The 21,235-nt window shown below is 69.3% G+C and carries 17 protein-coding genes and 1 other RNA gene; 8 read left to right on the forward strand and 10 right to left on the reverse strand.

What is annotated here, in order from left to right; all coding sequences use genetic code 11:
* Nucleotides 1–132: 132 nt before the first annotated feature.
* Nucleotides 133–1,044, reverse strand: coding sequence for a DUF4388 domain-containing protein (locus ACFY3V_RS14965; RefSeq protein WP_362905220.1), 912 nt, complete (start codon nt 1,042–1,044; stop codon nt 133–135).
* A gap of 480 nt (nt 1,045–1,524) precedes the next feature.
* Here ACFY3V_RS14965 and ACFY3V_RS14970 point away from each other — a divergent pair, with 480 nt between their 5' ends.
* Entirely contained in the window at nt 1,525–1,890 is a 366-nt protein-coding gene (locus ACFY3V_RS14970; RefSeq protein ID WP_389773587.1) for a hypothetical protein, read from the forward strand.
* A gap of 172 nt (nt 1,891–2,062) precedes the next feature.
* Here ACFY3V_RS14970 and ssrA read toward each other — a convergent pair.
* The 5 genes from ssrA to ftsE form a co-directional block, all read right to left on the reverse strand.
* Nucleotides 2,063–2,447: a transfer-messenger RNA gene (gene ssrA / locus ACFY3V_RS14975) on the reverse strand.
* 329 nt (nt 2,448–2,776) lie between these two features.
* Nucleotides 2,777–4,666: a penicillin-binding transpeptidase domain-containing protein gene (locus ACFY3V_RS14980; protein WP_362906305.1), complete on the reverse strand. Its 1,890-nt coding sequence runs from the start codon at nt 4,664–4,666 to the stop codon at nt 2,777–2,779.
* 2 nt (nt 4,667–4,668) lie between these two features.
* Nucleotides 4,669–5,136, reverse strand: coding sequence for an SsrA-binding protein SmpB (smpB, locus tag ACFY3V_RS14985; RefSeq protein WP_344922291.1), 468 nt, complete (start codon nt 5,134–5,136; stop codon nt 4,669–4,671).
* A gap of 113 nt (nt 5,137–5,249) precedes the next feature.
* The gene (ftsX, locus tag ACFY3V_RS14990) at nt 5,250–6,158 is read right to left on the reverse strand and encodes a permease-like cell division protein FtsX (protein WP_350946531.1); all 909 of its coding nucleotides are present in this window, start codon (nt 6,156–6,158) and stop codon (nt 5,250–5,252) included.
* 31 nt (nt 6,159–6,189) lie between these two features.
* Nucleotides 6,190–6,879 carry a cell division ATP-binding protein FtsE gene (gene ftsE, locus ACFY3V_RS14995; protein WP_012888192.1) on the reverse strand — a complete coding sequence of 230 codons (690 nt, stop codon included), beginning with the start codon at nt 6,877–6,879 and terminating at the stop codon, nt 6,190–6,192.
* Between the two features lie 235 nt (nt 6,880–7,114).
* On the opposite strand from ftsE, the gene ACFY3V_RS15000 reads away from it, so the two are divergent.
* Nucleotides 7,115–7,306: a hypothetical protein gene (locus ACFY3V_RS15000; RefSeq protein ID WP_362504082.1), complete on the forward strand. Its 192-nt coding sequence runs from the start codon at nt 7,115–7,117 to the stop codon at nt 7,304–7,306.
* Between the two features lie 265 nt (nt 7,307–7,571).
* Here the strand turns inward: ACFY3V_RS15000 and prfB are convergent, their stop codons facing one another.
* The gene (gene prfB / locus ACFY3V_RS15005) at nt 7,572–8,690 is read right to left on the reverse strand and encodes a peptide chain release factor 2 (RefSeq protein WP_350946529.1); all 1,119 of its coding nucleotides are present in this window, start codon (nt 8,688–8,690) and stop codon (nt 7,572–7,574) included.
* Nucleotides 8,691–8,755: 65 nt separating this feature from the next.
* On the opposite strand from prfB, the gene ACFY3V_RS15010 reads away from it, so the two are divergent.
* The gene (locus ACFY3V_RS15010) at nt 8,756–9,838 is read left to right on the forward strand and encodes a hypothetical protein (RefSeq protein WP_389773594.1); all 1,083 of its coding nucleotides are present in this window, start codon (nt 8,756–8,758) and stop codon (nt 9,836–9,838) included.
* Between the two features lie 185 nt (nt 9,839–10,023).
* Here the strand turns inward: ACFY3V_RS15010 and ACFY3V_RS15015 are convergent, their stop codons facing one another.
* The 3 genes from ACFY3V_RS15015 to ACFY3V_RS15025 all read right to left on the reverse strand — a co-directional run bounded on the left by ACFY3V_RS15015 (nt 10,024) and on the right by ACFY3V_RS15025 (nt 16,217).
* Nucleotides 10,024–14,904, reverse strand: coding sequence for an NAD-glutamate dehydrogenase (locus tag ACFY3V_RS15015; protein ID WP_389773597.1), 4,881 nt, complete (start codon nt 14,902–14,904; stop codon nt 10,024–10,026).
* Between the two features lie 570 nt (nt 14,905–15,474).
* Complete coding sequence (locus ACFY3V_RS15020) at nt 15,475–15,654, reverse strand: zf-HC2 domain-containing protein (RefSeq protein ID WP_362906301.1); 180 nt, start codon at nt 15,652–15,654, stop codon at nt 15,475–15,477.
* A 23-nt stretch (nt 15,655–15,677) separates the two neighbouring features.
* Entirely contained in the window at nt 15,678–16,217 is a 540-nt protein-coding gene (locus ACFY3V_RS15025; protein ID WP_350946525.1) for a sigma-70 family RNA polymerase sigma factor, read from the reverse strand.
* A 159-nt stretch (nt 16,218–16,376) separates the two neighbouring features.
* Here ACFY3V_RS15025 and ACFY3V_RS15030 point away from each other — a divergent pair, with 159 nt between their 5' ends.
* The 5 genes from ACFY3V_RS15030 (at nt 16,377) to ACFY3V_RS15050 (ending at nt 21,141) form a co-directional block, all read left to right on the forward strand.
* A complete protein-coding gene (locus tag ACFY3V_RS15030; RefSeq protein ID WP_350946524.1) occupies nt 16,377–16,508 on the forward strand; it encodes a hypothetical protein in 132 nt (43 codons plus the stop codon).
* 15 nt (nt 16,509–16,523) lie between these two features.
* Nucleotides 16,524–17,195 (forward strand): DUF4142 domain-containing protein, encoded by a 672-nt coding sequence (locus ACFY3V_RS15035; protein WP_350946523.1) that lies wholly within the window; start codon nt 16,524–16,526, stop codon nt 17,193–17,195.
* A 5-nt stretch (nt 17,196–17,200) separates the two neighbouring features.
* Entirely contained in the window at nt 17,201–18,691 is a 1,491-nt protein-coding gene (locus tag ACFY3V_RS15040) for a DUF1996 domain-containing protein (protein ID WP_389773683.1), read from the forward strand.
* A 144-nt stretch (nt 18,692–18,835) separates the two neighbouring features.
* Nucleotides 18,836–19,687, forward strand: coding sequence for a hypothetical protein (locus ACFY3V_RS15045; protein ID WP_389773602.1), 852 nt, complete (start codon nt 18,836–18,838; stop codon nt 19,685–19,687).
* Nucleotides 19,684–21,141, forward strand: coding sequence for an NADH-ubiquinone oxidoreductase-F iron-sulfur binding region domain-containing protein (locus ACFY3V_RS15050; protein WP_362906295.1), 1,458 nt, complete (start codon nt 19,684–19,686; stop codon nt 21,139–21,141). The genes ACFY3V_RS15045 and ACFY3V_RS15050 overlap by 4 nt, the downstream gene beginning before the upstream one ends.
* The last annotated feature ends 94 nt before the right edge of the window (nt 21,142–21,235 follow it).

The following is a 21,235-nucleotide window of genomic DNA, read 5'->3' on the forward strand; positions in this document are numbered from 1 at the left end:
AGGGAAAACGCCTGTGGAGCCGAGGTAAGACCTCAAAGGGGAGAGTTTTCCTCCTGGCGGGCAAACGGCGATGAAGCAGGAAACCCGACCCGTGAGGGTCGGAGTCCCCTGGCTTCGACCGTGGGAAGGAGGTCAATCGCCCTCCGGTTCCCAGGAAGGCGGAAGCGAGGGCAGGGACCGCAGGGCGAGGAGGGGCTGGGAGGGGATCGGCCCTCCCCCTGCGGCGGCCAGTATCTCGTTGACCTTGCTGGTGCCCGGATGGCGGCGCGGCAGCCCGGGAGCCGGACTCTCGTCCGGATCCTCCGCCGCGGGCTCGGGAGCGGGCGTCACCTCTCCCGCCGGGGAACCGCCGAGGTCGAGCACCCCTTCCTCGACCATCCTCGCGATCTCGCTCATCACCGCGAACAGGCCCTTGCCCAGGACGAAGGCGATGTCCCGCGGCGTCCGGCGCCCGTTCGCCCGGTCCAGGACGGCGCGGCGGATGCGGTCGGCGCCGAGCAGCGTGGGAACGGAGACGGCCGGGGGCACGGGCCTGACGCGCATGGACAGGCCCAGCCGTCGCCAGGTCTCCACGTATCCCATGCGGCGCGCGGTCTCCCGTGCCAGCCGTTCGTGCCCGATCCCCGGCAGGACGGGCAGCAGCGGCCGGCGGTCGCCGGAGCCCACCGGTTCGGCGGCGCACGACTCGACGCCGTACAGGACCATGGCGAACACCGCGTCGAAGAGCGCGGCCAGGCACACCGCCTCCAGACCCGCCTCGCCGATGACGCCGCGCTCGGCGAGTTCGGCGGCGAGCCGGTCGGCGGGGGCACCGGTCGTGTACGCGTCGGTCCAGTCCTTCTCCGACACCCTGCCCGAGCGCAGCAGCAGCGATTCGGGGCCGGGGGCCGCCGGGGTCGTGGCGGCCACCACGAGGCCGTCCCGCACCCACAGCGCTCCTCCCGGGCCTCCTTCGACGCGGAGCACGCCGGAGAACCGCTCGCGGGAGAGTTGCTGCAGGCATCTTCCGATCTCGCCCAGGATCTCCGGCTCCCCGGCGGTCACGCCGTCATCCCGTTCGGGGAAGGGGAGCGGCCGGCCGCTCCACGAGACGGCATCGGCTGGATGGCGGCCGACGACGGCACAGGGTCACCTCTGGTTCTGCTCGCTGAGGGTGAGTCGTTCACGTACGGAATGTGGGCCGGTCTTCACCACCGGATGTCTCCCTCGGCTCTTTCACGGGCGCTCGGACGGGAGACGACGCGGCCCCGGCGCCCGTGCACTCCGGACGAGCCGGGAGACGCCCGGATGCGGCACGACACCCCTGACTCCGTGGGACGGCACAGGCCATGCCCCTACCACGAACTCCGGATATCTCCCCTAATGAGCTGTTCATCCGCTACTAGACCATATTGCACTTCACTAACGGTAGTAGTTAAGTGTACTTTACGTATCGACAGCCACAAACTGCCCCATCTGTATGTCCGATAAGTCCCCTCCTCGGCGAGGCGCCGGGGGGCGGTCGCTCGCCCGGGAAAGAAGATCATGAACATCGAAACCGCCCTCAAGGAGACCATGGCGATCGACGGCGCGGTCGGCGCGGCGCTGGTCGACTACGAAAGCGGCATGTCTCTCGGCACGATCGGTGGAGGCCGCGACCTCGATCTGGAAGTCGCCGCCGCGGGCAACACCGAGGTCGTCCGGGCCAAGGTGCGGACCATGGCCGCGCTGAACATCAACGACTCCGTCGAGGACATTCTCATCACGCTGGCCAGGCAGTATCACATCATCAGGCTGCTGTCCGACAGTGCCGGCCACACCTTCCTCTACCTGGTGCTCGACCGCGACCGCTCCAACCTCGCCCTGGCCAGGCACCACCTCAGGCGCATCGAGTCCGCGCTCACCATCTAGCCGCGAGAACCACGGGGCGGCGTCACGACCGGAAGGCGAGTTCACCCGGCGACGAAGGCTTCCGAAAAAGCGACCCCGCTGCGGCCAGGAAAAGACGAAGGGCGGCCGAGGCGGCGCTGGGCCGACTCGACCGCCCTTCGGCGATCTGTTCCGCGCGGTCGGCGCGGAACGGGGGTGGAGGTGGCGGGAATCGAACCCGCGTCCTTCAACTCCAAGACAGGGCTTCTCCGGGTGCAGCCTGCTGTGCTTTTCTCAGCCCCGGCAATCACGCAGGCAAGTCGCCGACGGGCTCAGCCACTGTAAGATTTCCCGATCTTCCCCGTGGCCGGGTCGATCGGTTGAGCCTCCTAGCGATGCCGGATCCGGGCCGGAGGCGCTCCCGGGCCGGCAGAAGTCACTCGCTGCTTAGGCGGCGAGTGCCAGGTTGCCCTGGCTGACTTCGGAGTGCGTCTTATTGGCACTTGTTGGTCGCGGTCACAGTGTTAACGAGGTTATGTCCGCAGTCCTCGACCCGCTTCACCTGGCTTGAAAAGCCAAAGTCGAAACCAGTCACCCCCTGTTGAGTTTTCAACGCGACCCCGTGGGGTCGAGCCATCCGAAGATACCTCCTACAACACGGCCGACGCGAATCGAATTCCCGCGCGGCGCCTGCGTGAACCAGCGGAGCCCCGAACGCCGAAACCCCGGGGACACCCGCGAATCGCGAGCGTCCCCGGGGTTGACCGGCAGGGTCGAGCCGGTCCTGACGGCAGGGCTTCCCCCGAGATGAGGCCCTGTCCCATCATTGCGACCGGGTCCGCAACCCCCCAAGCGGAGCCCGGTCACTTAGAAGGACGCAAACAAGACACCCCATGGTTGCTCAGGGTGAAAAAAACAGTGCGGAACGTCACAACCCCGCGTGAAGCCCCTGGAAGAACCTCCCCGCGACGGCCGCCCCGGCCGTGGCGTCCGAGCTCTGCGTCAGCACCGCGACGGCGACGTCCCCCTGCCACCCCACGAACCAGGCGAGCGGCCTGCGTTTCTGCGAGGCGACGGCGGTGATGCCGTGGACGGGGTCGCCGGGTGCCGCGGCGGCACGCGCGGAGCCCACCGTCACTCCACTGCGCATGAAGGTGCGGAGGGTCTCGACCGTCTTGTCGTCCAGCTTGACCGGGTCCGGCGCCTTGGACGGCTTGGCGTCGGGTGTGGAGTCGGCGACCTCGGGCTCGGTGACCAGGACCGGCGGGCGCCAGGTGCCCGAGGAGACGGCTCCCGCGACCAGCGCCATGGACAGCGGGCTGACCAGGACGTTCTGCCCGGCGATCGCCTTGGCCGTGGCCGCGTCGTTCTTCAGCGGTTTCATGGAGCCGCTGAACGACCTCAGCGGGAGCGTCCACGGCGCCCCGATGCCGAACTTCGCGGCGTCGGCCGCCAGCTCCGCGCCGTCGATCCTGCGGGCCAGCGCGGCGAGCGCGGTCACGCAGCCGGTGGCGAAGTTGGCCTGGATGCTCGGCGAGCTCCCCGCGGGCGCGCCCTCCTGGTGGAACGCGGCCCCCCCGACGGACCTGTCGGCCGGGCAGGCCATCTTCTGCTTGGGGTCGATCTTCGCCTTGAGCATGCCCCCGACGGTCATGATCGAGAAGGCGGTCCCCGCAGGGAACCTCCCCGCGAGGGCATGCTTCTCCTGGTCGTACTGCTCGGTGCTGGACACCGCCAGGATGTCGCCGGTCGAGGCCTGGACCGCGACCAGCATGCCGGGAGCCCCGCCGCCGAGCAGCGCGCTGTCGGCCGCCTTCTGGTGGGAACGGTCGAGCGTGGTCTGCACGGACGAGGTGGAGCGGTCGGGCCGCCACTTCTTGAGCTCGGTCACCTTGAGCGTCTTGAGATCGACGATGATCACACGTGTGTCGGTCGAACCGGTCAGATGCTCCTGGTACGCCTTCTGCAGACCGGCCCTGCCGACCGTGTCCCCGGCCCGCTGCGGGCCGCCGAGCTGCTGCTCGCTCTCCGGGGTGACCGCGGTGACGGTGCCGACGATCTGGGTGGGCGAGGCGGGGGCGACCGCCTGCTCCTGCGCGGAGAGGGTGATCCCGGGGATCGCCTCCAGCTGCGCGCGCAACTGCCCGAACTTCGTACGGCCGAAGGTGACCAGGGGGACCTGGAGGTTGGGCGGCGCGGAGCGGATCCGGCTCAGCAGGCGGTCCTGGGGAAAGCCTGTGATCTTGGAGAGTTTCGCGCAGAGCTCGTCCGCCTGACCGCTCTTCAGGGTGGCCGGGACCACACTCGCCACGTGCAGGACGGCCTTCTCCTGCAGCGGGTCACCGTTGCGGTCGAGGATCGGCTGACGCCCCTCGGGGGTGACCTTCACGGCGAACCGCTCCCCCTCGCGCAGCTGGGGGTGCAGGACGCTGGGCGACCAGCGCACCTTCCACCGGCCGTCGACCAGGTGGAGCGGCAGCACGCCCTCGTACTCCCACAGGGGGTTGTTCTCCCCCAGGTCGACCTCGGCGTCGAAGTCGGCCTCGACCTCGTCCGCCGCGCGCCGCATGCTCGTGACGTCGAAACGGAACGAGGCCGCGTCGAGCTGGAGCTTGGCGTCCTCCAGCGCCCGGCTCACCACCTTCTCGTCGCCGTCCGTGCGCCTGGCCGCGGCGGCGTAGTCGCCCGTCTGCCAGCCGATCAGGAAGTCGCGCACCGCCTCGTGAGCCGAGGGCTCCTCGAAGCACGCGGACAACATGGGAGTCGTCACCGCCAGCGCGAGCGCCGCGGCGGTGGCTCGCCGGGCCTTGCCCCTCACGATCACCTGTTCCTGTGCCTGAGCGCGCGCGCCATCTCCCGCTTGGCCTGGTTCTCGGCCAGCGTCTGCCGCTTGTCCCAGTCTTTCTTTCCCTTGGCGAGGCCGATCTCTATCTTGGCCCTGCCGTCCTTGAAGTAGATGGCGAGCGGCACCAGGGTGAGCCCGCCCTCCTTGGTCTTGGAGACCAGCTTGTCGATCTCCTTGCGGTGGAGCAGGAGCTTGCGGGTTCGGCGCGCGGCGTGGTTGGTCCAGGTCCCCATGGTGTATTCGGGAATGTGGACGTTGATCAGCCAGGCCTCGCCGTCCTTGATGACGGCGTACCCGTCGAGGAGGGAGGCACGGCCGAGCCGCAGCGACTTGACCTCCGTGCCCTGGAGCACGAGGCCGGCCTCGTAGGTGTCCTCGATGTGGTAGTCGTGCCAGGCACGCTTGTTCTGAGCGATTACCTTCCGCCCGGTCTCACGTGGCATGTCTGGAGCCTACCGGTGACCGGAGTGTCGAGCCGCGCCCGCGAGCGCGGGCGAGGCCCGGAGCGAGGTGCGGACGCGCCGCGCCCGCGGGGCGTACGAGGACACCGGAGCCGTCACACCCGCAGGTAGCGGCGGAGCGTGACGAAGGACGCCAGAACACAGATGAGCACGCCGAAGATCATGGTGATACTGATCACCGAGGCGACCGTCTCCCAGGACAGCTGGCTGTTGGGAGAGAGGTAGAGCTGCACCCCGTCGAAGAGGAAGACCTTGCTGATGATCAGCAGTATCGCGGCCATCACACCGCCGATCAGACCGGCGATGACGCCCTCCATCACGAAGGGCAGCTGGATGTAGAGGTTGGAGGCCCCCACCAGCCGCATGATGCCGGTCTCACGCCTGCGGTTGTACGCCGAGAGCCGCACGGTGTTGCCGATCAGCAGCGTGGCCGCGAAGACCAGGATGATCGCCACCACCAGGGCCGCCCAGCGGAGCTTCTCCAGCAGCCCGAAGAACTTCTCCAGCAGCTCCCGCTGGTTCACCACGTTGGAGACCCCGGGGGCGCCCTTGACCGCCTCGATCACCGCCGCGTAGGCGTCGGGGTCCTTGAGCTTGACCCGCAGCGACTCGGGCATGTCCTCGACCTGGATGGCGGAGAGCAGCACGGTGTTGTTGGCGTTCTGTGCCCGGAAGTTCTTGTAGGCCTGGGCCGCGTCCTCCACGTCGACCTTCTCGACCTGGGGCATGGCCTCGATGTCCCCCTTCAGCGCGGCCCGCTCCTGGGCGTTCACGCCACCGCTGCCCTTGCACTGCGGGAAGGGGTCGTCCTTCTTGCACAGGAAGACCGAGACCTCGACCTTGTCCGCCCAGAAGTCCTTCATGCTGGAGATCTGGGAGTTGATCATCAGACCGACGCCCAGCAACGCCATGCCGATCGCCACGGTCACGATGACCGCGATGGTCATCGTGAGGTTGCGGCGGAGGCCGATCCAGACCTCGGAGAAGATGAAGTTTGCCCGCATGCTCTTCCTGTCGCTCTATCCGGTCCTGGTGTCAGTACGCCTGGCCGTACACGCCTCGCGACTGGTCACGGACGATCTTGCCGTCCTCCAGTTCCACCACCCGCTTGCGCATGGAGTCGACGATGGCCGCGTCGTGCGTGGCCATGACGACCGTGGTGCCGGTCCGGTTGATCCGGTCGAGCACCTTCATGATGCCGATGCTCGTCGCGGGGTCGATGTTTCCGGTCGGCTCGTCGGCCAGCAGGATCATCGGCCGGTTGACGAACGCGCGGGCCATCGCGACCCGCTGCTGCTCGCCACCGGACAACTCGTCGGGCATCCGGTGTGCCTTGCCCTCAAGGCCGACGAGCTCGACGACCTCCGGGACCACCTTACGGATGAAACGCCGGGGCTTGCCGATGACCTCCAGGGCGAACGCGACGTTCTCGTACACGTTCTTGTTCGGGAGCAGCCGGAAGTCCTGGAAGACACATCCGATCCGGCGGCGCAGGTGTGGAATCTTGAAGTTGGACAGTCGGGCGAGGTCCTTGCCGGCCACGTGGATCGCGCCCGAGTTCGGGCGCTCCTCCTTCAGGACCAGGCGGAGAAAGGTCGACTTCCCGGACCCCGAGGGGCCGACGAGGAACACGAACTCGCCCTTGTCGACATCGACGCTGACGTGGTCCAGCGCGGGCCGGTTCTGGTTCGCGTAGACCTTGGTGACATTATCAAAATGGATCACGGGCGCATCACGGCATGCCAGTCTAGGGGTTAGGACGGTCGCAGGAGTGGCAGAGGGCCACTTCCGCCTCTCGCCGGCCGGGGGGCGCCGGTCTTTGCTCTCGATCGACGTTCCGGTTGGCCGGAGCCCAGTCTAGGGGGAAGACTGACATGGAAAGCCCATAACGGAAACAAAACGATTCGGCGCCCGGTAACGACCGCATAAAGTAGTTCTGACCTCGACGAGGGAGGACATCATGAGCTGTGAAGACCTGGTCTGCGCGGGGTGCGCCCACCCCGTGGCCGAAGGCCGCTGCCCCCGCTGCCGCGCGTATCGCGAGCGGATGCACCAGCACACCTTCGGGGGCATGACCCCCGCACTCCTGTCGCTGGTGCTGATCGCGCTCTTCTTCCTCACCCTGGCCCTGAAGCACCTCAGCGGCGCCTGACACGCCCTTCCGAGGCGGTTTTCCCGTCTCGCGTGGAAAACCCGCCTCACGGGCGCTCAGCGGCGCCCGTGAGTGAGGACTCCGACATGCCCGGGGCCGGAACACGGTCTTTCCGCCGGCTCCCGGCTCACCGGGAGTTCCCGCGGGCATTCATCCTTCGGAAACGAGGGCCCCGGATGTCGGCGAGCAGCCGTTCCCGCTCGTCCATTCCCCGGGACGAGGGTTTCCGCCCGTGTCCGGCTCCCAGGGACGGGAGAAGGACGTCCTAGTCGTCGGCGCCCGACTCCTGGCGTCGGGTCCAGCGGATCTCGGCCTCGATGAAGCCGTCCAGGTCGCCGTCGAGCACCCCGCCCGGGTTGCCGTCCTCGGCGCCCGTCCGCAGGTCCTTCACGATCTGGTACGGGTGGAGCACGTAGTTACGGATCTGGGTGCCCCACGACGTGGTCGACTCGCCCCGGATCTCGTTCAGCGCCGCCTTCTCCTCCTGACGCTTGCGCTCCAGCAGCTTGGCCTGCAGGACCGCCATCGCGGTCGCCTTGTTCTGCAGCTGCGAGCGCTCGTTCTGGCAGGAGACCACGATGCCCGTGGGCAGGTGGGTGAGGCGGACCGCGGAGTCGGTCGTGTTGACGCCCTGGCCGCCGGGACCCGAGGAGCGGTAGACGTCGACGCGCAGGTCGTCCTCGTTGATGTCGATGTGGTCGGTCGTCTCGACGACCGGCACCACGTCGACGCCCGCGAACGAGGTCTGCCTGCGCCCCTGGTTGTCGAACGGGCTGATGCGGACCAGCCGGTGGGTGCCGTGCTCGCCGCGCAGCGTGCCGTACGCGTAGGGGGCCTTGACGGTGAAGGTCGTCGACTTGATGCCCGCCTCCTCCGCGTAGGAGGTCTCGTAGATGTCGGTCGGGTAGCCCTTGCGCTCGGCCCACCGTAGGTACATCCGCTGGAGCATCTGGGCCCAGTCGGCCGCGTCCACACCGCCCGCCTGTGACTGGATCGTGACGACCGCCTCGCGGGCGTCGTACTCCCCGGACAGGAGGGTGCGGACCTCCAGGGCGCCGATGTCGCCCCGCAGGGACTCCAGCTCGCGGTCGGCCTCCTCCCGCGTGTCGTCGTCTCCCTCGTCGGCGGCGAGTTCGTACAGGACGGAGAGGTCGTCCAGCCGCTGCTCCAGCGACTCGATCCTGTTGATCTCGCCCTGGAGATAGGAGAGCCTGCTGGTGACCTTCTGCGCGCGTTCCTGGTCGTTCCACAGGTCGGGGGCGGCGGCCTGATCCTCCAGCTCCTCGATCTGCTTGCGCATCGCGCCAAGGTCGAGCACGTCCTGGATGCTGTTCAGCGTCCCGGTAAGCTCGTTGATCTGTTCTGCCGGATCGATGAGTGCCACGTCTGTAAAGGGTACGCGACCTCCGAACCCCATCGTGTACGGCAGGCTCCCCCACCATGGCTAGCATGGCCCGCATCGGGGAGTATCGGGAGGCGTACGTGCGCGAAAACGGGCGACGGGGTGTGCTCGCACTCGCGCTGGCGTTGATCATCGCGACCGCGGCGTGTTCGGGTTCCGGCGACGGCCGGCCCGAGCGGAGCCCTTCGGCCGACGCCGTCACGCCGACCGCCCGTCCCACGGCCACCCCCTCGCCGCCCCCGGTCACGCTCGCCGAGGCGAAGAGGGCTCTCGCGGGCGTCGTGGGCGCCGACGGGGTGCTGGGAGCGGCGACGCCGCACCTGGACGCCGACCGCAGGCTCATGCTGGAGCAGACCCGCGACGGGCAGGAGGCCCTCACCATCGCGGCCTTCAGCGGCTCCGCCGAGGACATTCCCCACTACACGTGGGGCACTCCCCGGCTGCTCGTCCCGCGCAACCAGCAGGGTCCGCTCTGGTTCGCCGCGTTCGTGGACCGCGAGGAGTCCTCGGGCGAGGTGCGCACCGCCGTGCTCACCCTGATGCGGCAGGGCGGTGAGGACTGGCGGGTCAGCTCGACCTCCCTGCTCGACGAGGGCGTCCGGCCCCCGGAGATCGTCACGGACACCGAGGGGTACGCGACGGCGCTGGGCGAGGAGGACGCGACGGTGGCGATCAGCCCGCGCCTGATGGCCCCGCTGCACGCGACCTCGGCGGAGGAGGGCGAGCGGGGGTTCGCGACGGGGCTGATCGAGGAGGGCCCGCACACCACGGGGCTCGCCGACGAGATCACCAGGAGGCGCGCGGAGGAGAAGAACAACTGCCTGGGCTACGACTCGATCTTCGCGGCGAGCGACTACCCGGTTCACGCGCTGCGCACCGCCGACGGGGGCGCTCTCGTCCTGTACTCCCTCATCAGGACGACGACGCGGTCGATCAAGGTCACCCCGTGCGGGTCGGACACCCGTATCCCGCCCGAGGCCAGGAAGCTGACGAAGGAGCGGTTCATCCTCAAGGAGCTGCGCACGGTGGAGACGCAGCTGTACGTGAGCACGGTCCCGGCCAAGGACAGCGGCCACGCGGCCAAGGTGATCGGCTATCTCGGCGGTCTCACCAAGGTCATCGTGAGCTAGGTTCCCCCTCCCGTGTGAGCCGTGCGAGGTTCACCGAGTTCGTACGGAGCCCGCGGCACGGACCGGCCGCGCACCGGCCCGTGCCGCGGGAAACCGGACCCGTCATACCGGGCGACGCGCCTACCATGTGGCGCGCCGCCTGACCGGACCCCGATGAAAGGAGGCCCGGCCGGGCGTCGGGCGGGTCAGGCGCCGGTGTGCGGGAGGTTGATGGTGGCCACCAGCGTGCGGATCGCGCGCAGTGCCACCGAGAGGGTCGCGAGGTCGAAGTTGTCGCTCTCCCAGATCTCCGACAGGGTCTGCCGCGCCCGTGAGACCGCCGCCGAGTTCGCCTCGGTCCAGCGTGCCAGCCGCTCCTCCGGCGACAGTCCGGGGGTGCTGTGCGTCAGGACGCCGTGGGTGAGCGCGGCGTGCGCGGCGTAGAGGTCGTCACGGAGTGCGGCCCGCGCCATGGAGTTCCAGCGGCTGTCCCTGGGCAGCGCGACGACGCGCTCGCGCAGCCTGGAGAGCTGGAGCCGGTCGGCGACGTCGAAGTAGACCTCGGCGACGTCGTGCACGGGACGGCCGGTGCGTGCGGCCACCTCGACCAGGTCGAACGTGGAGTAGGCGGGCACCATCGCCGCGACGCGCTCGGCCAGCTCGGCCGGGACGCCCCGGGAGACGAAGCCGTCACGCCGCTCCTCGAACGCGGACAGGTCGACCCCGGTCAGCAGCTTGGGCAGGTGCGGCAGCAGGCCGTTCATCCCCTTGGCGAAGAAGCCGACGGTGGAGGCGAGGTCCAGCGGCGGGCGCCGGTTGCCCAGCAACCAGCGGGTGCCCCGCTCGACGAGCTTGCGGGCCTCCAGCTCCATCGCGATCTGGGTGGGGGTGTCGACCTTGTTGTCCAGCTCCTCGATCTGGCGCCAGAGGTTGGGCATGTCGAAGACCTCGCGCGTGACCAGGTAGGCGCGGGCGATGTCGGGGGTGGACGCGCCGCTCTCCTCGCCGATGCGGAACAGGAAGGTGGTCCCGCTGGAGTTGACCAGGTCGTTCACCACCCCGGTGGTGATGATCTCCCTGCGCAGCGGGTGGGTGTCCATGTAGGTGCGGATCCGGGCGTCGCGCAGCGCGGAGGGGAAATAGGACACCAGCCAGGAGGCGAGGTAGGGGTCGTCGGGCAGGTCGGAGGCGAGGATCTCGGCGTCGGTCACCAGCTTGGTGTAGGCGAGCAGCACCGAGAACTCCGGCGCGGTCAGCCCGAGCCTGGCCTGACGCCGCTCGGCGAGCATCTTGTCCGACGGCAGGAACTCCAGCTCCCGGTTGAGCAGCCCGGCCCGCTCCAGCCTGCGCAGCTGACGCGAGTGGACGTGCAGCATGTCGGGGGCCTGCTCGCGGGCGGCGGCGAGCACCACGTTCTGGTCGTAGTTGTCGCGCAGGACGAGCTCGGCCACCTCGTCGGTCATGTCGAGGAAGAGCTGGTTGCGCTGTTTGTCGGTGAGCTCCCCGTCGCGGACGGCCCGGTCCAGCAGGATCTTGATGTTGACCTCGTGGTCGGAGGTGTCCACCCCGGCGGAGTTGTCGATGAAGTCGGTGTTGACCAGGCCGCCGTTGAGCGCGAACTCTATCCGGGCGAGCTGGGTGAAGCCCAGGTTGCCGCCCTCGCCGATCACCTTGCACCGCAGCTCGCCGGCGGTGACCCGCAGGCCGTCGTTGGCCTTGTCGCCGACGTCGGCGTTGGACTCGCTCGACGCCCTGACGTAGGTGCCGATGCCGCCGTTCCACAGCAGGTCGACCGGGGCCCGCAGGATGGCGCTGATCAGGTCGGCCGGGGCGAGCGACGTCACGTCGGCGTCGATGCCGAGCGCGGCGCGCGTCTGCGCGGAGACGGGGATCGACTTGGCCGTACGGGGCCAGACCCCGCCTCCCGCGGAGATGAGCGAGGCGTCGTAGTCCTCCCAGGAGCTGCGGGGCAGCGCGAAGAGCCGGGCGCGCTCGGCGTAGCTCACCGCGACGTCGGGCCGGGGGTCGATGAAGATGTGCCGGTGGTCGAACGCGGCGACCAGCCGGATGTGCCGGGAGAGCAGCATGCCGTTGCCGAACACGTCACCGGACATGTCGCCGATTCCGGCGACGGTGAAGTCGGTGTTCTGGATGTCCACGCCGGTGGTGCGGAAGTGGTACTTGACCGACTCCCAGGCGCCCCTCGCGGTGATGCCCATCGCCTTGTGGTCGTAGCCGATCGAGCCGCCGGAGGCGAAGGCGTCGCCCAGCCAGAAGCCGTACTCCTTGGCCACCGCGTTGGCGATGTCGGAGAACGTCGCGGTGCCCTTGTCGGCGGCGACCACCAGGTAGGTGTCGTCGCCGTCGTGCCTGACGACGTCGGCGGGCGGGACCACCTCGCCGTCGACGAGGTTGTCGGTGAGGTCGAGCAGGCCGGAGATGAACATCCGGTAGCAGGCGATGCCCTCGACCAGGGTGTCCTCCCGCAACCCTGACTTCGGCGGATTTTTCACGACGAAGCCACCCTTGGAGCCGGTGGGGACGATGACGGTGTTTTTCACCATCTGCGCCTTCACCAGCCCGAGCACCTCCGTACGGAAGTCCTCCATCCGGTCCGACCAGCGCAGCCCGCCCCGCGCGACCTTGCCGAAGCGCAGGTGCACGCCCTCGACCCTGGGCGAGTAGACGAACACCTCGTACGCGGGCCGGGGCAGCGGCAGCACGCTGATCGACGGCGAGTCGAGCTTCAGGCTGATGTACGGCTTGCGCTCGCCGTCGACCCGCTGGAAGTAGTTGGTCCGCAGGGTGGCCCCGATCATCTCCAGGTAGGCCCGCAGGATCCGGTCCTCGTCCAGCGAGGCCACGTCGTCCAGGGCCGCGAGGATCTCCTCGCGCAGCGCCTCGGACAGGTCGGAGCGGACCTCGGCCGGGCGCCGCGGGTTCAGCCTCGCCTCGAACAGGCGCACCAGCAGCCGGGCGAGCCGCACGTTGCCCGTCAGCACCCGCTCGATGTACTCCTGGCTGAACGCGGTGCCCGCCTGGCGCAGATACCTGGCGTACACGCGCAGGATCTCGACCTGTTCCCAGGTGAGCCCGGCGGCCAGGACGAGGCCGTTGAACCCGTCGTTCTCCACCCGCCCTGCCCATAACGCGCCGAACGCGTCCTGGAAGAGCCGCTTGAACTCATCCCTGTCGACCTCGGGCGAGGGCGTGTAGCGCAGGCCGAAGTCGTAGATCCAGGCGTCCTTGGTCGCCGGGTCCCCGTCGCGGTCGACCTCGTACGGCCGTTCGTCGACCACCTCCACGCCCATCCGCTGGAGCAGCGGCAGCACGTGCGAGAGGTAGACCGGCGCGCCGAGGCGGTAGAGCTTGAAGCGGCGCTCGCCCTCCGTCGCGTCGTGCGGCTCGTAGAGGTTCATCTCGATCTCGTCCGAGGAGGCGGCGAGATCCTCCAGGCGGCGCAGGTCGGCGACCGCCATCCGGGCCGGGAAGTCGGCCTTGTAGCCCTCGGGGAACGCCTGGACGTAGCGGCGGACGAGCTTGGAAACCTCGCCCTCGGGGCACAGCTCGGTGATCGCGGAGGCCAGGTCGTCCTCCCAGGACCTGGTGGCCGCGGCGAGCCTCGCCTCCAGCTCCTCGACGTTCACCGTGTCGACGCGCAGCGGCCTGCCACGCTCACCGCGCACGACCACGTGCAGCCTGGCGAGTGCCGACTCTCCGATCATCGCGCTGTAGTCGAAGGTGGTGGCGCCGAGCGTCCTGAGCAGGATGTCCTGCAGCTTGATACGGATCTTGGTGGTGTAGCGGTCGCGCGGCAGGTAGACCAGGCACGAGACGTAGCGGCCGTAGTCGTCCGGGCGCAGGAAGACCTTGACCTGTTTGCGCTCGCGGAGCCTGAGCACGCCGAGGGCGATCGGCAGCAGCTGATCCACCGAGGTCTGGAAGAGCTCGTCCCTGGGGAAGGTCTCCAGGATCTCGATGAGATCCTTGCCGTCGTGGCTGTCGGCGGTCAGCCCGGCGAGCACGAGCACCTCGGCCAGCTTGCGCCGGAGCACCGGGACGCGCGAGATCGACTCGCTGTAGGCCACGTGGGTGAAGAGGCCGAGGAAGCGCCGCTCGCCGACGACCTCGCCCGAGGCGTCGAAGAGCTTGACGCCCACGTAGTCGAGGTAGGCGGAGCGGTGGACGGTGGCGCGGCTGTTGGCCTTGGTGACGATCAGCATCTGCTGCTTCTCGCGGGCCTTGGCGCGCAGGTCGGGCGGGAGCGCGGCGAAGCTGCCCGAGTCTGCGCTGTCGCCGCGGAGGATGCCCAGCCCCGTCCCGGGAATCGGGTGCAGCCTGTCGCCCTCCTCGCCCTCCTCCAGGCGGTACTCGCGGTAGCCGAGGAAGGTGAAGTGCCCGTCGGCGAGCCAGCGCAGCAGCTCCAGGCTGTCCTCCACCCCCGCCGGGTCGAGGGGCGGCGGGTTGACGGAGACGTCCTCGGCGGTCCGCAGGGCGAGCGCCCGCATCTTGGCGAAGTCCTCGACGGCGCCGCGCACGTCCTCCAGGACGCGCTGCAGGTCGGTCTCGATCGCCTTGAGCGCGGCCTCGTCGTTCTGCCTGTCGATCTCGAAGTGCATCCAGGACTCGGCGAGCACCTGCCCGGTGACGTTCTCCTCGTCGCGGCCGAGCAGCTTGCCCGTCATGTCCCTGCGCACGCGCATCTGCGGGTGGACGACCAGATGGATGCCGACGCCGTGCCGGTTGAGCTCCATGGTCACCGAGTCGACGAGGAAGGGCATGTCGTCGGTGACGATCTCCACGACGGAGGACCCGCGGGCCCAGCCCTGCTCCTCGGGGGTGGGGGTGTAGGCGCGCACCAGGGCGCGGCCCTGGGGGCGTTGCTCGGCGAGCCGCCGCTGGACCATCGCCGGGCCGTACACGTCGACCAGGTCGCGGCCGAGCAGATCCTCGGGGGCGACATGCCGGTAGTAGAGCCGTAGGAAGGCGAGCGCCTCCTCCACGCTCACGTGATCACTGCTCGGTGTGCGCGCGCACGTCTCCGCGGCACTCCTCAGCAGCTCGTCCTTGGCCTCGTCGAGCGGCATGTCGCTCTCACTCCTTTGTGAGGGGTTTTGCATGGTTGGGTGAGACTCCAGGATGGAATCTCATAAGCTCCGCGGAAATGGTGCCCGGCGGAGAGAAAGTGATGTCGCCCGCGCCCTCGGGGATGCCATGTCCTCGCCGCCCTCGCCCTGCCGCCCGTTTCCGGCCACATTCAGCTCCCCGGCAGCGGGGGCACGAAACGCCCACCACGGGGTGATCGTCTCTTCACGGGTGATCGGGATCGCAGCCAGGCGCCACGGCTCGTCATGGGAACCGCGGTCTCTCGCCGCTGCCAACGGGGAACGGAAGGGCTCCTGGTCGGAGACGGCGGGTTCTCCCCACGAGGTGGCGGTGGGGCAATCATTCCACAGGGTCGCCTCGGAACGGCTACGGCGCAGCCGGGCGAGTCTGGCCTCGCCCCGGACGCCTCGCCCGGCGATCGGGGTCGACCGACCCGCGCTCCGCCCATCGGGCATGGCCCGCGGCACGACACCTCCAGTGGCCGTCTGTCCCGATCCTCGTTGACCGGGACGTACCACCGTTCCTGATATCACCCCAAAAGCAGCTAAACGTCAATGTGGCGTGCGGTCATCGTCCAGGGAATTGGAGCGGTCCCGCTTCACCGCATCGAGAAGTCCGGGAACCTCGGTGAGTTCCCGGAGCTCGACCTGGCACTCCTCGCAGGTCATGAGATGGCGTTGGAACGTCTCGTGATCCTCTTCGTCGAGCACCCCGAGCGCGTACGCCGCCACGTCATGATGCGGGGAGGGCAACATCAGCTCGCGACACCTCTCTCCTTCAAGACCTTTCGGAGAGCCCGGATCCCGTAGTAGAGCCGGGACTTGACCGTACCCGGCGGTATCCCGAGGATTTCCGCCGCCTCGTTAATCGTACGGTCCCGCAGGTAAGTGTGCTCGATGACTTCGCGGTGTTCTGGGGACAGTTCTCGCAGCGCCTCGGCGACAACCATCGCCTCCAGCGCGCGATCGGCCCCGTCGGGAACGGGCACGGCGTTCGCGTCGGCGGGTTCGACCTCCTGTGGTCGGGTGCCTCGTCTACGGCGCCCGTCGATGACGATACGACGGGCGACGGTCAGGAGCCAGGCCCACAGAAGACCGGGCTCTCGTTGCAACCTTCCTGCGTTACGCCAGGCACGGACGAGCGTCTCCTGGACGACGTCCTCTGCCCACTGCAGATCGTTACCGGTGGCCTTACGCACATGGCGGAGCAGGGGTACACCGAACTCCCGGTACAGATCTTCTACCAGGAGGACATCGGTGTCCGCGCTCTCGAACCGACTGTCGAGTTGACGCACGGGCACATCTTTACACCTTCGTTATCCGTCCCGTCTGCATCTCTGGCAACTCCAGTCATTTCTAACTATCTCATCACTTCTGCTGAACCACCCCGGGCAGTGCCGCGTACCTCCCACCAAGTGCGCCCGCATCGGCGGGCCCCGGGGAAAGGAAACGACATGGCGGTGCGGCACATCCCGTGGCCGGTCGGAACTGTCCTCCTCCTCACGCACCCGGCCCCTCACGGGCCGGGCGGCACGTTCGTCACCGCGCCGGGCGCCGAGAAGGCCCCGGTGGCGGCCGGTATCTGAGAGCGGGGCCGGGCCATGTTCAGATCACTGTTCCGCCGCTTCAAGAACGGCGAACCCCTGCTGTTCGGGGTCTTCATCGCGGTCGCCGCCGTGGCGGTCGTCCTGATCACCCCTCCCGGCGGCGGTGCACTCGCCGATCAGAGCTGGGTCCAGACCCCTCAGGGCCCTCTGGGTCCGGCCGATCGCGACCTGCTGGTCAAGGTCCGCCTGGCCGGGCTCTGGGAGATTCCCAGCGGCCAGCAGGCCCAGCAGCGGGCGGCGAGCAAGCGGGTGAAGGAGGTCGGCATGCATCTGATGACCGACCACCTCAAGCTCGACGAGGAGGTCCGCGCCCTCGCGGCCAAACTGAACGTGCCGCTGCCCGACCAGGCCAACGCCGACCAGCAGTCCTGGATGGCGCAGCTGACGGCGGTGAAGGCGGGCGCCGAGTACGACCTCCTGTTCGCCCGGCTGCTGCGGCAGGCCCACGGAAAGGTCTTCGGGGTGGTCGCCGGCGTACGAGCCGGCACCCGCAACGACCTGGTCAGGACATTCGCCCAGCGGGCGGTCGAGGTGGTCATGAAGCACATGACCCTGCTGGAGAGCACCGGGTTGGTCGACTACTCGGACCTGCCCGAGCCTCCGATGCCCGCACCGCCGCCGCCCGCCTCCGCTCTCGACACACCTGTGAGGAGAGAAATCGCTTGAAGATCATGAAACGCTCGATGGCCTCCCTGTCGGCGCTGGTACTGGCCGCCGGCACGCTCACCACCGTCACGTTCACGGTGGCGGTCACGACCCCCGCCTACGGTGATCACTGCGACCCCGCCGAGCAACAGAACCAGAACCAGCAGAACCAGCGAAGTCAGCAGGACCAGGGGCAGCAGAACCAGAATCAGAACCAACAGGATCAGGGCCAGAACCAGAACCAGCCCGCGCAGGACGCTCCTCCGCAGGACCAGCCGGCCCAGGACCAACTTCCACAGGACGCTCCACCCCAGGACCAGCCCGCTCAAGACCAGCCGGCCCAGAACCAGCCCGCTCAGGATCAGCTCCCTCAGGACCAGCCCGCCGACGCGCCTCCCGCGGGCGGAAGCCTCATCCCGGCCTCCCCCACCGACCCCGCCACCCCCGACGAGTTCGCCGACCAGGAGGCACAGACCCTGGGCGGCGACGGTAACGACGGCAGCGACGCCAATGCCCGCCGCCGGCCGAACCAGGCGCCCACGCAGAACCCCGCCCAGCCCCCCGTCGACACTCCGCCGACCGACGCCCCGCCCGCGAACCCGGCACCCGATGAGACCTCCGCTCCCCCGCCCGGCGGCGAGGAGGCCGAGTGCGCCGACCTCGGGCCGTTCCCCGAGGACTTCATCGACATCCGGCGAGTCCCGCGCAACTTCCAGGACGTCCGGACCCGGCGCGGCGGCTCCGGCGGCGTCTTCACCTCCCGGTGCGGCACGAACAGGAACGGCCACCACAACTCCGACAACTTCATCGTGGCCCCCGGCGTGTCCAACGGCGCCCACCACATCCACGACTACGTCGGCAACCTGTCGACCGACGCCTTCTCCACGGACCAGTCACTGGCCGCCGCGGGCACCACGTGCGCGTTCAACGACCGCTCGACCTACTTCTGGCCGGTCCTTCGCGACCGTACGAGCGACGCCAACGCGAACGACCCGGACGGCAACGTCGGCACCATCATGCGGGCCCGCCAGGTGAGCCTGCAGTTCCGCGGGAACCCGGTCTCCAGGGTGAGCCCGATGCCGCGCTTCATCAGGATGCTCACCGGCGACGCCAAGGCCGCCACCAACGGCGGCGCGAACGCCCTCGCCAAGTGGACCTGCACCGGGTTCACCAACCGGATCACCACCAAGTACCCGCTCTGCCCGCGCGGCAGCCTGCTCGTCCGGATCCTGGACTTCCCCAGCTGCTGGGACGGCCAGAACAACGACAGCGCCAACCACCGCACGCACGTGGTGTTCCCCGACGCGAACGGCGCCTGCCCGTCCGGCACCAGGGCGATCCCGCAGCTGCGGATGAGCCTGTTCTACGCCACACCGCGCACCGCGTCCTTCGCGCTGGACGCCTTCCCCGAGCAACGGCACAACCCCGTCACCGACCACGCCGACTTCGCCAACGTGATGCCCGACCGGCTGATGAGGTTCGCGGTCGACTGCATCAACAGGAACCGTCGCTGCTGACGGAACCCCTCCCGGGACCGCCGCTCCCCGTCTCCGCGCCTCTTCCACACCCCGCGGAGACGGGGGGCGGCATCTCGCGATATCAGAGTCCATCCCCCTCGGACGCAGCCGTCGTCCGAGCCGCTTCGCAGACAGGAGCAACAGGTGGGTAACAGACGGACTCCGAGGCACACCCGGTCCGAGGCCGGGATCAGCCTCGACCAGAGGCCCGCCAGGATCGGCCTCGGTGTCACGATCACGGTCTCCGTGGTCGGCCTCCTGATGCTCGGGCGTACGGCGCCCGGCATGGAGGTGGCCGCCGCCGTCCGCGGCGTCTTCTCGTTCTTCTCCGGCGTGATCGCCCTCGTGTCGCTCACCGTGACCGTGGCGCTCGGCCTGCTCTCCGCCGACCGGATCGTGCTGCCCGTCCTGGGCAGGATCCGGTCGCAGCTCGCCCACCGGGCCACCGCCATGGCCGGCATGGGCTTCCTCGCCATCCACGTTACGATGAAGATCATCGAAAGCAGGACATCTCTTCCCTCCGTCGTGATCCCGCTCTCGGCGAGCGGCCAGGGCCTGTACGTCGGCTTCGGCGCCATCGCCTCCGACCTGATGATCCTCGTCTTCCTCACCGGGGTGGCCCGTGCCAGGTTCGCGGAGAACAGCAGGCCGTGGCTCTGGCGCATGCTGCACGGCTCCGCCTACCTGGCGTGGCCGATGGCGGTCCTGCACGGGCTGACCGCGGGCCGCGCGCCCGCCGAGTGGGTGACCTGGAGCTACGTGGTCTGCCTGGTCGCGGTGGGAGCCGCCCTGCTGATCCGGGTGATCTCCGAACTGCAGCCCAAGCCGATCTTCGTACCCGAGGAGGCACCGGTGGCGGTGCCCGCCGCGGTGCCGGCCGCGGCGGAGACGACCTCGCCCACCAGCCTCACCCCGCCCACGAGCATCGTCGGCCGCATCCCGCGCATCGTCCGTGAGGAGCAGCCGGAGCTTCGCCGTATCGGAGATGTCGGATGATTCCCTACCGTGTCCCACCCGTTCGCCGGCTGGGGCCGGCCAGGCTGACCGCCGGACTCGACGACTGCCGCAGGATGGACCTCGCGGAACACCGCGACATGCACGGCACCGCGCCGAGCATGTCCGGTGAGGAGCTCGCGGCGCTCGCCGACGAGGTGGACATGCGCGGGCGCGGCGGGGCCGCGTTCCCCTTCGCCCGCAAGGTCCGCGCGGTGATGGACAAGAAGGCCGACAAGATCGTCCTGGTCAACGCGGCCGAGGGCGAGCCCGCGAGCAGCAAGGACACGATGCTGCTCACCAGGACCCCCCACCTGGTCATCGAGGGCGCGCTCCTCGCGGCGGACGCGATCGGCGCCAAGCAGGTCGTGATCGCGACCGTCGAGGGCGGCATGGGCCAGTCGTCCGTGGCCGCCGCGGTCGAGGAGCGGGGCATCAGTGACCGGGTCCGGGTGGTCGGCATCGTCGAGAGGTTCATCTCCGGCGAGGGCGGCGCCCTGGTCCGTTCGGTGAACGGCCAGGTCGGCGAGCCGCCCGGCCGCAAGGTGCGGGCCGTGGAGAGCGGCGTGAACGGGCTGCCCACCCTGCTGTCCAACGCCGAGACGTACGCCCAGCTCGCGGTCCTCGCCACCCTGGGCGCGGAACGGTACGCCGACGTCGGCACGGCACGCGAGCCGGGGACGGTCCTGCTCACCGTGGGCGGCTCGGCCAAGGCCCCCGCCGTGGTCGAGGTCGCGACCGGCACCCCGCTGTACGCGGTCCTGGACGCCTGCCAGGCCTCGACCGGCGACGGGGTGCTGGTCGGCGGCTACCACGGCGCGTGGCTGCACGCGGACGCCGCGGCCGTGGCGACCGTCTCCCGTCAGGGCATCGCGGAGGCGGGCGGCCAGCTCGGCGCCGGGATCATCGTGCCGCTCGGCGGGGAGACCTGCCCGCTGGGCGAGACGGTCAGGGTCGCGAGATACCTCGCCGCCCAGTCGTCGGGGCAGTGCGGCCCCTGCCGCCTCGGCCTCCCGGACGTCGCGCAGTCGATGGCCGAGCTCGTGAACGGGTCCGCCTCCGCCCTGGACGAGTTGCGGAGCAGGTCCGCGAGCGTGAAGGGCAGGGGAGCGTGCTTCCACCCCGACGGAACGTCCAGGTTCGTACTGTCGGCGCTGGACGCCTTCCCCGAGGACATCGAGGAGCACCTGCTGCGCGGCGGCTGCGGGCGCCCGGTGCACGGTGTGCTCCCCCTGCCCCCGCAGGAGAACGAGCCGGAGGTGAAGCTCACCGTGGACTGGACCCGCTGCCAGGGCCACAGCCTGTGCGCGCAACTCGCCCCCGACCTCGTCCGCCTCGACGAGCACGGCTACCCGGTGTTCAGCCGCGACACCGTACCCGCCCAGTTCCGGCGGATGGCCCGCAGGGCCGTCGAGATGTGCCCGGCCCTCGCACTGCGCGTGGTTCAGGGGACGTGATGCGAACGTGATCAACCTGAAGGGCGGTGTGGCCGTCCTTATCAGGCAGGTGACACCGATTCTCGGGAGTAAGAACATGCCGACCCCCCCGGAC

Source organism: Streptosporangium sp. NPDC000095, from assembly GCF_042899335.1.
Taxonomy (GTDB): Bacteria; Actinomycetota; Actinomycetes; order Streptosporangiales; family Streptosporangiaceae; genus Streptosporangium.

Bases quoted from the DNA above. Each gene is read 5' to 3' on its own strand.
- ACFY3V_RS14970 (WP_389773587.1), top strand. From the start codon at position 1,525: ATGAACATCGAAACCGCCCTCAAGGAGACCATGGCGATCGACGGCGCG.
- smpB (WP_344922291.1), bottom strand. From the start codon at position 5,136: ATGCCACGTGAGACCGGGCGGAAGGTAATCGCTCAGAACAAGCGTGCC.
- ftsX (WP_350946531.1), bottom strand. From the start codon at position 6,158: ATGCGGGCAAACTTCATCTTCTCCGAGGTCTGGATCGGCCTCCGCCGC.
- ACFY3V_RS15000 (WP_362504082.1), top strand. From the start codon at position 7,115: ATGAGCTGTGAAGACCTGGTCTGCGCGGGGTGCGCCCACCCCGTGGCC.
- ACFY3V_RS15010 (WP_389773594.1), top strand. From the start codon at position 8,756: ATGGCCCGCATCGGGGAGTATCGGGAGGCGTACGTGCGCGAAAACGGG.
- ACFY3V_RS15015 (WP_389773597.1), bottom strand. From the start codon at position 14,904: ATGCCGCTCGACGAGGCCAAGGACGAGCTGCTGAGGAGTGCCGCGGAG.
- ACFY3V_RS15030 (WP_350946524.1), top strand. From the start codon at position 16,377: ATGGCGGTGCGGCACATCCCGTGGCCGGTCGGAACTGTCCTCCTCCTC.
- ACFY3V_RS15035 (WP_350946523.1), top strand. From the start codon at position 16,524: ATGTTCAGATCACTGTTCCGCCGCTTCAAGAACGGCGAACCCCTGCTG.
- ACFY3V_RS15040 (WP_389773683.1), top strand. From the start codon at position 17,201: ATGAAACGCTCGATGGCCTCCCTGTCGGCGCTGGTACTGGCCGCCGGC.
- ACFY3V_RS15050 (WP_362906295.1), top strand. From the start codon at position 19,684: ATGATTCCCTACCGTGTCCCACCCGTTCGCCGGCTGGGGCCGGCCAGG.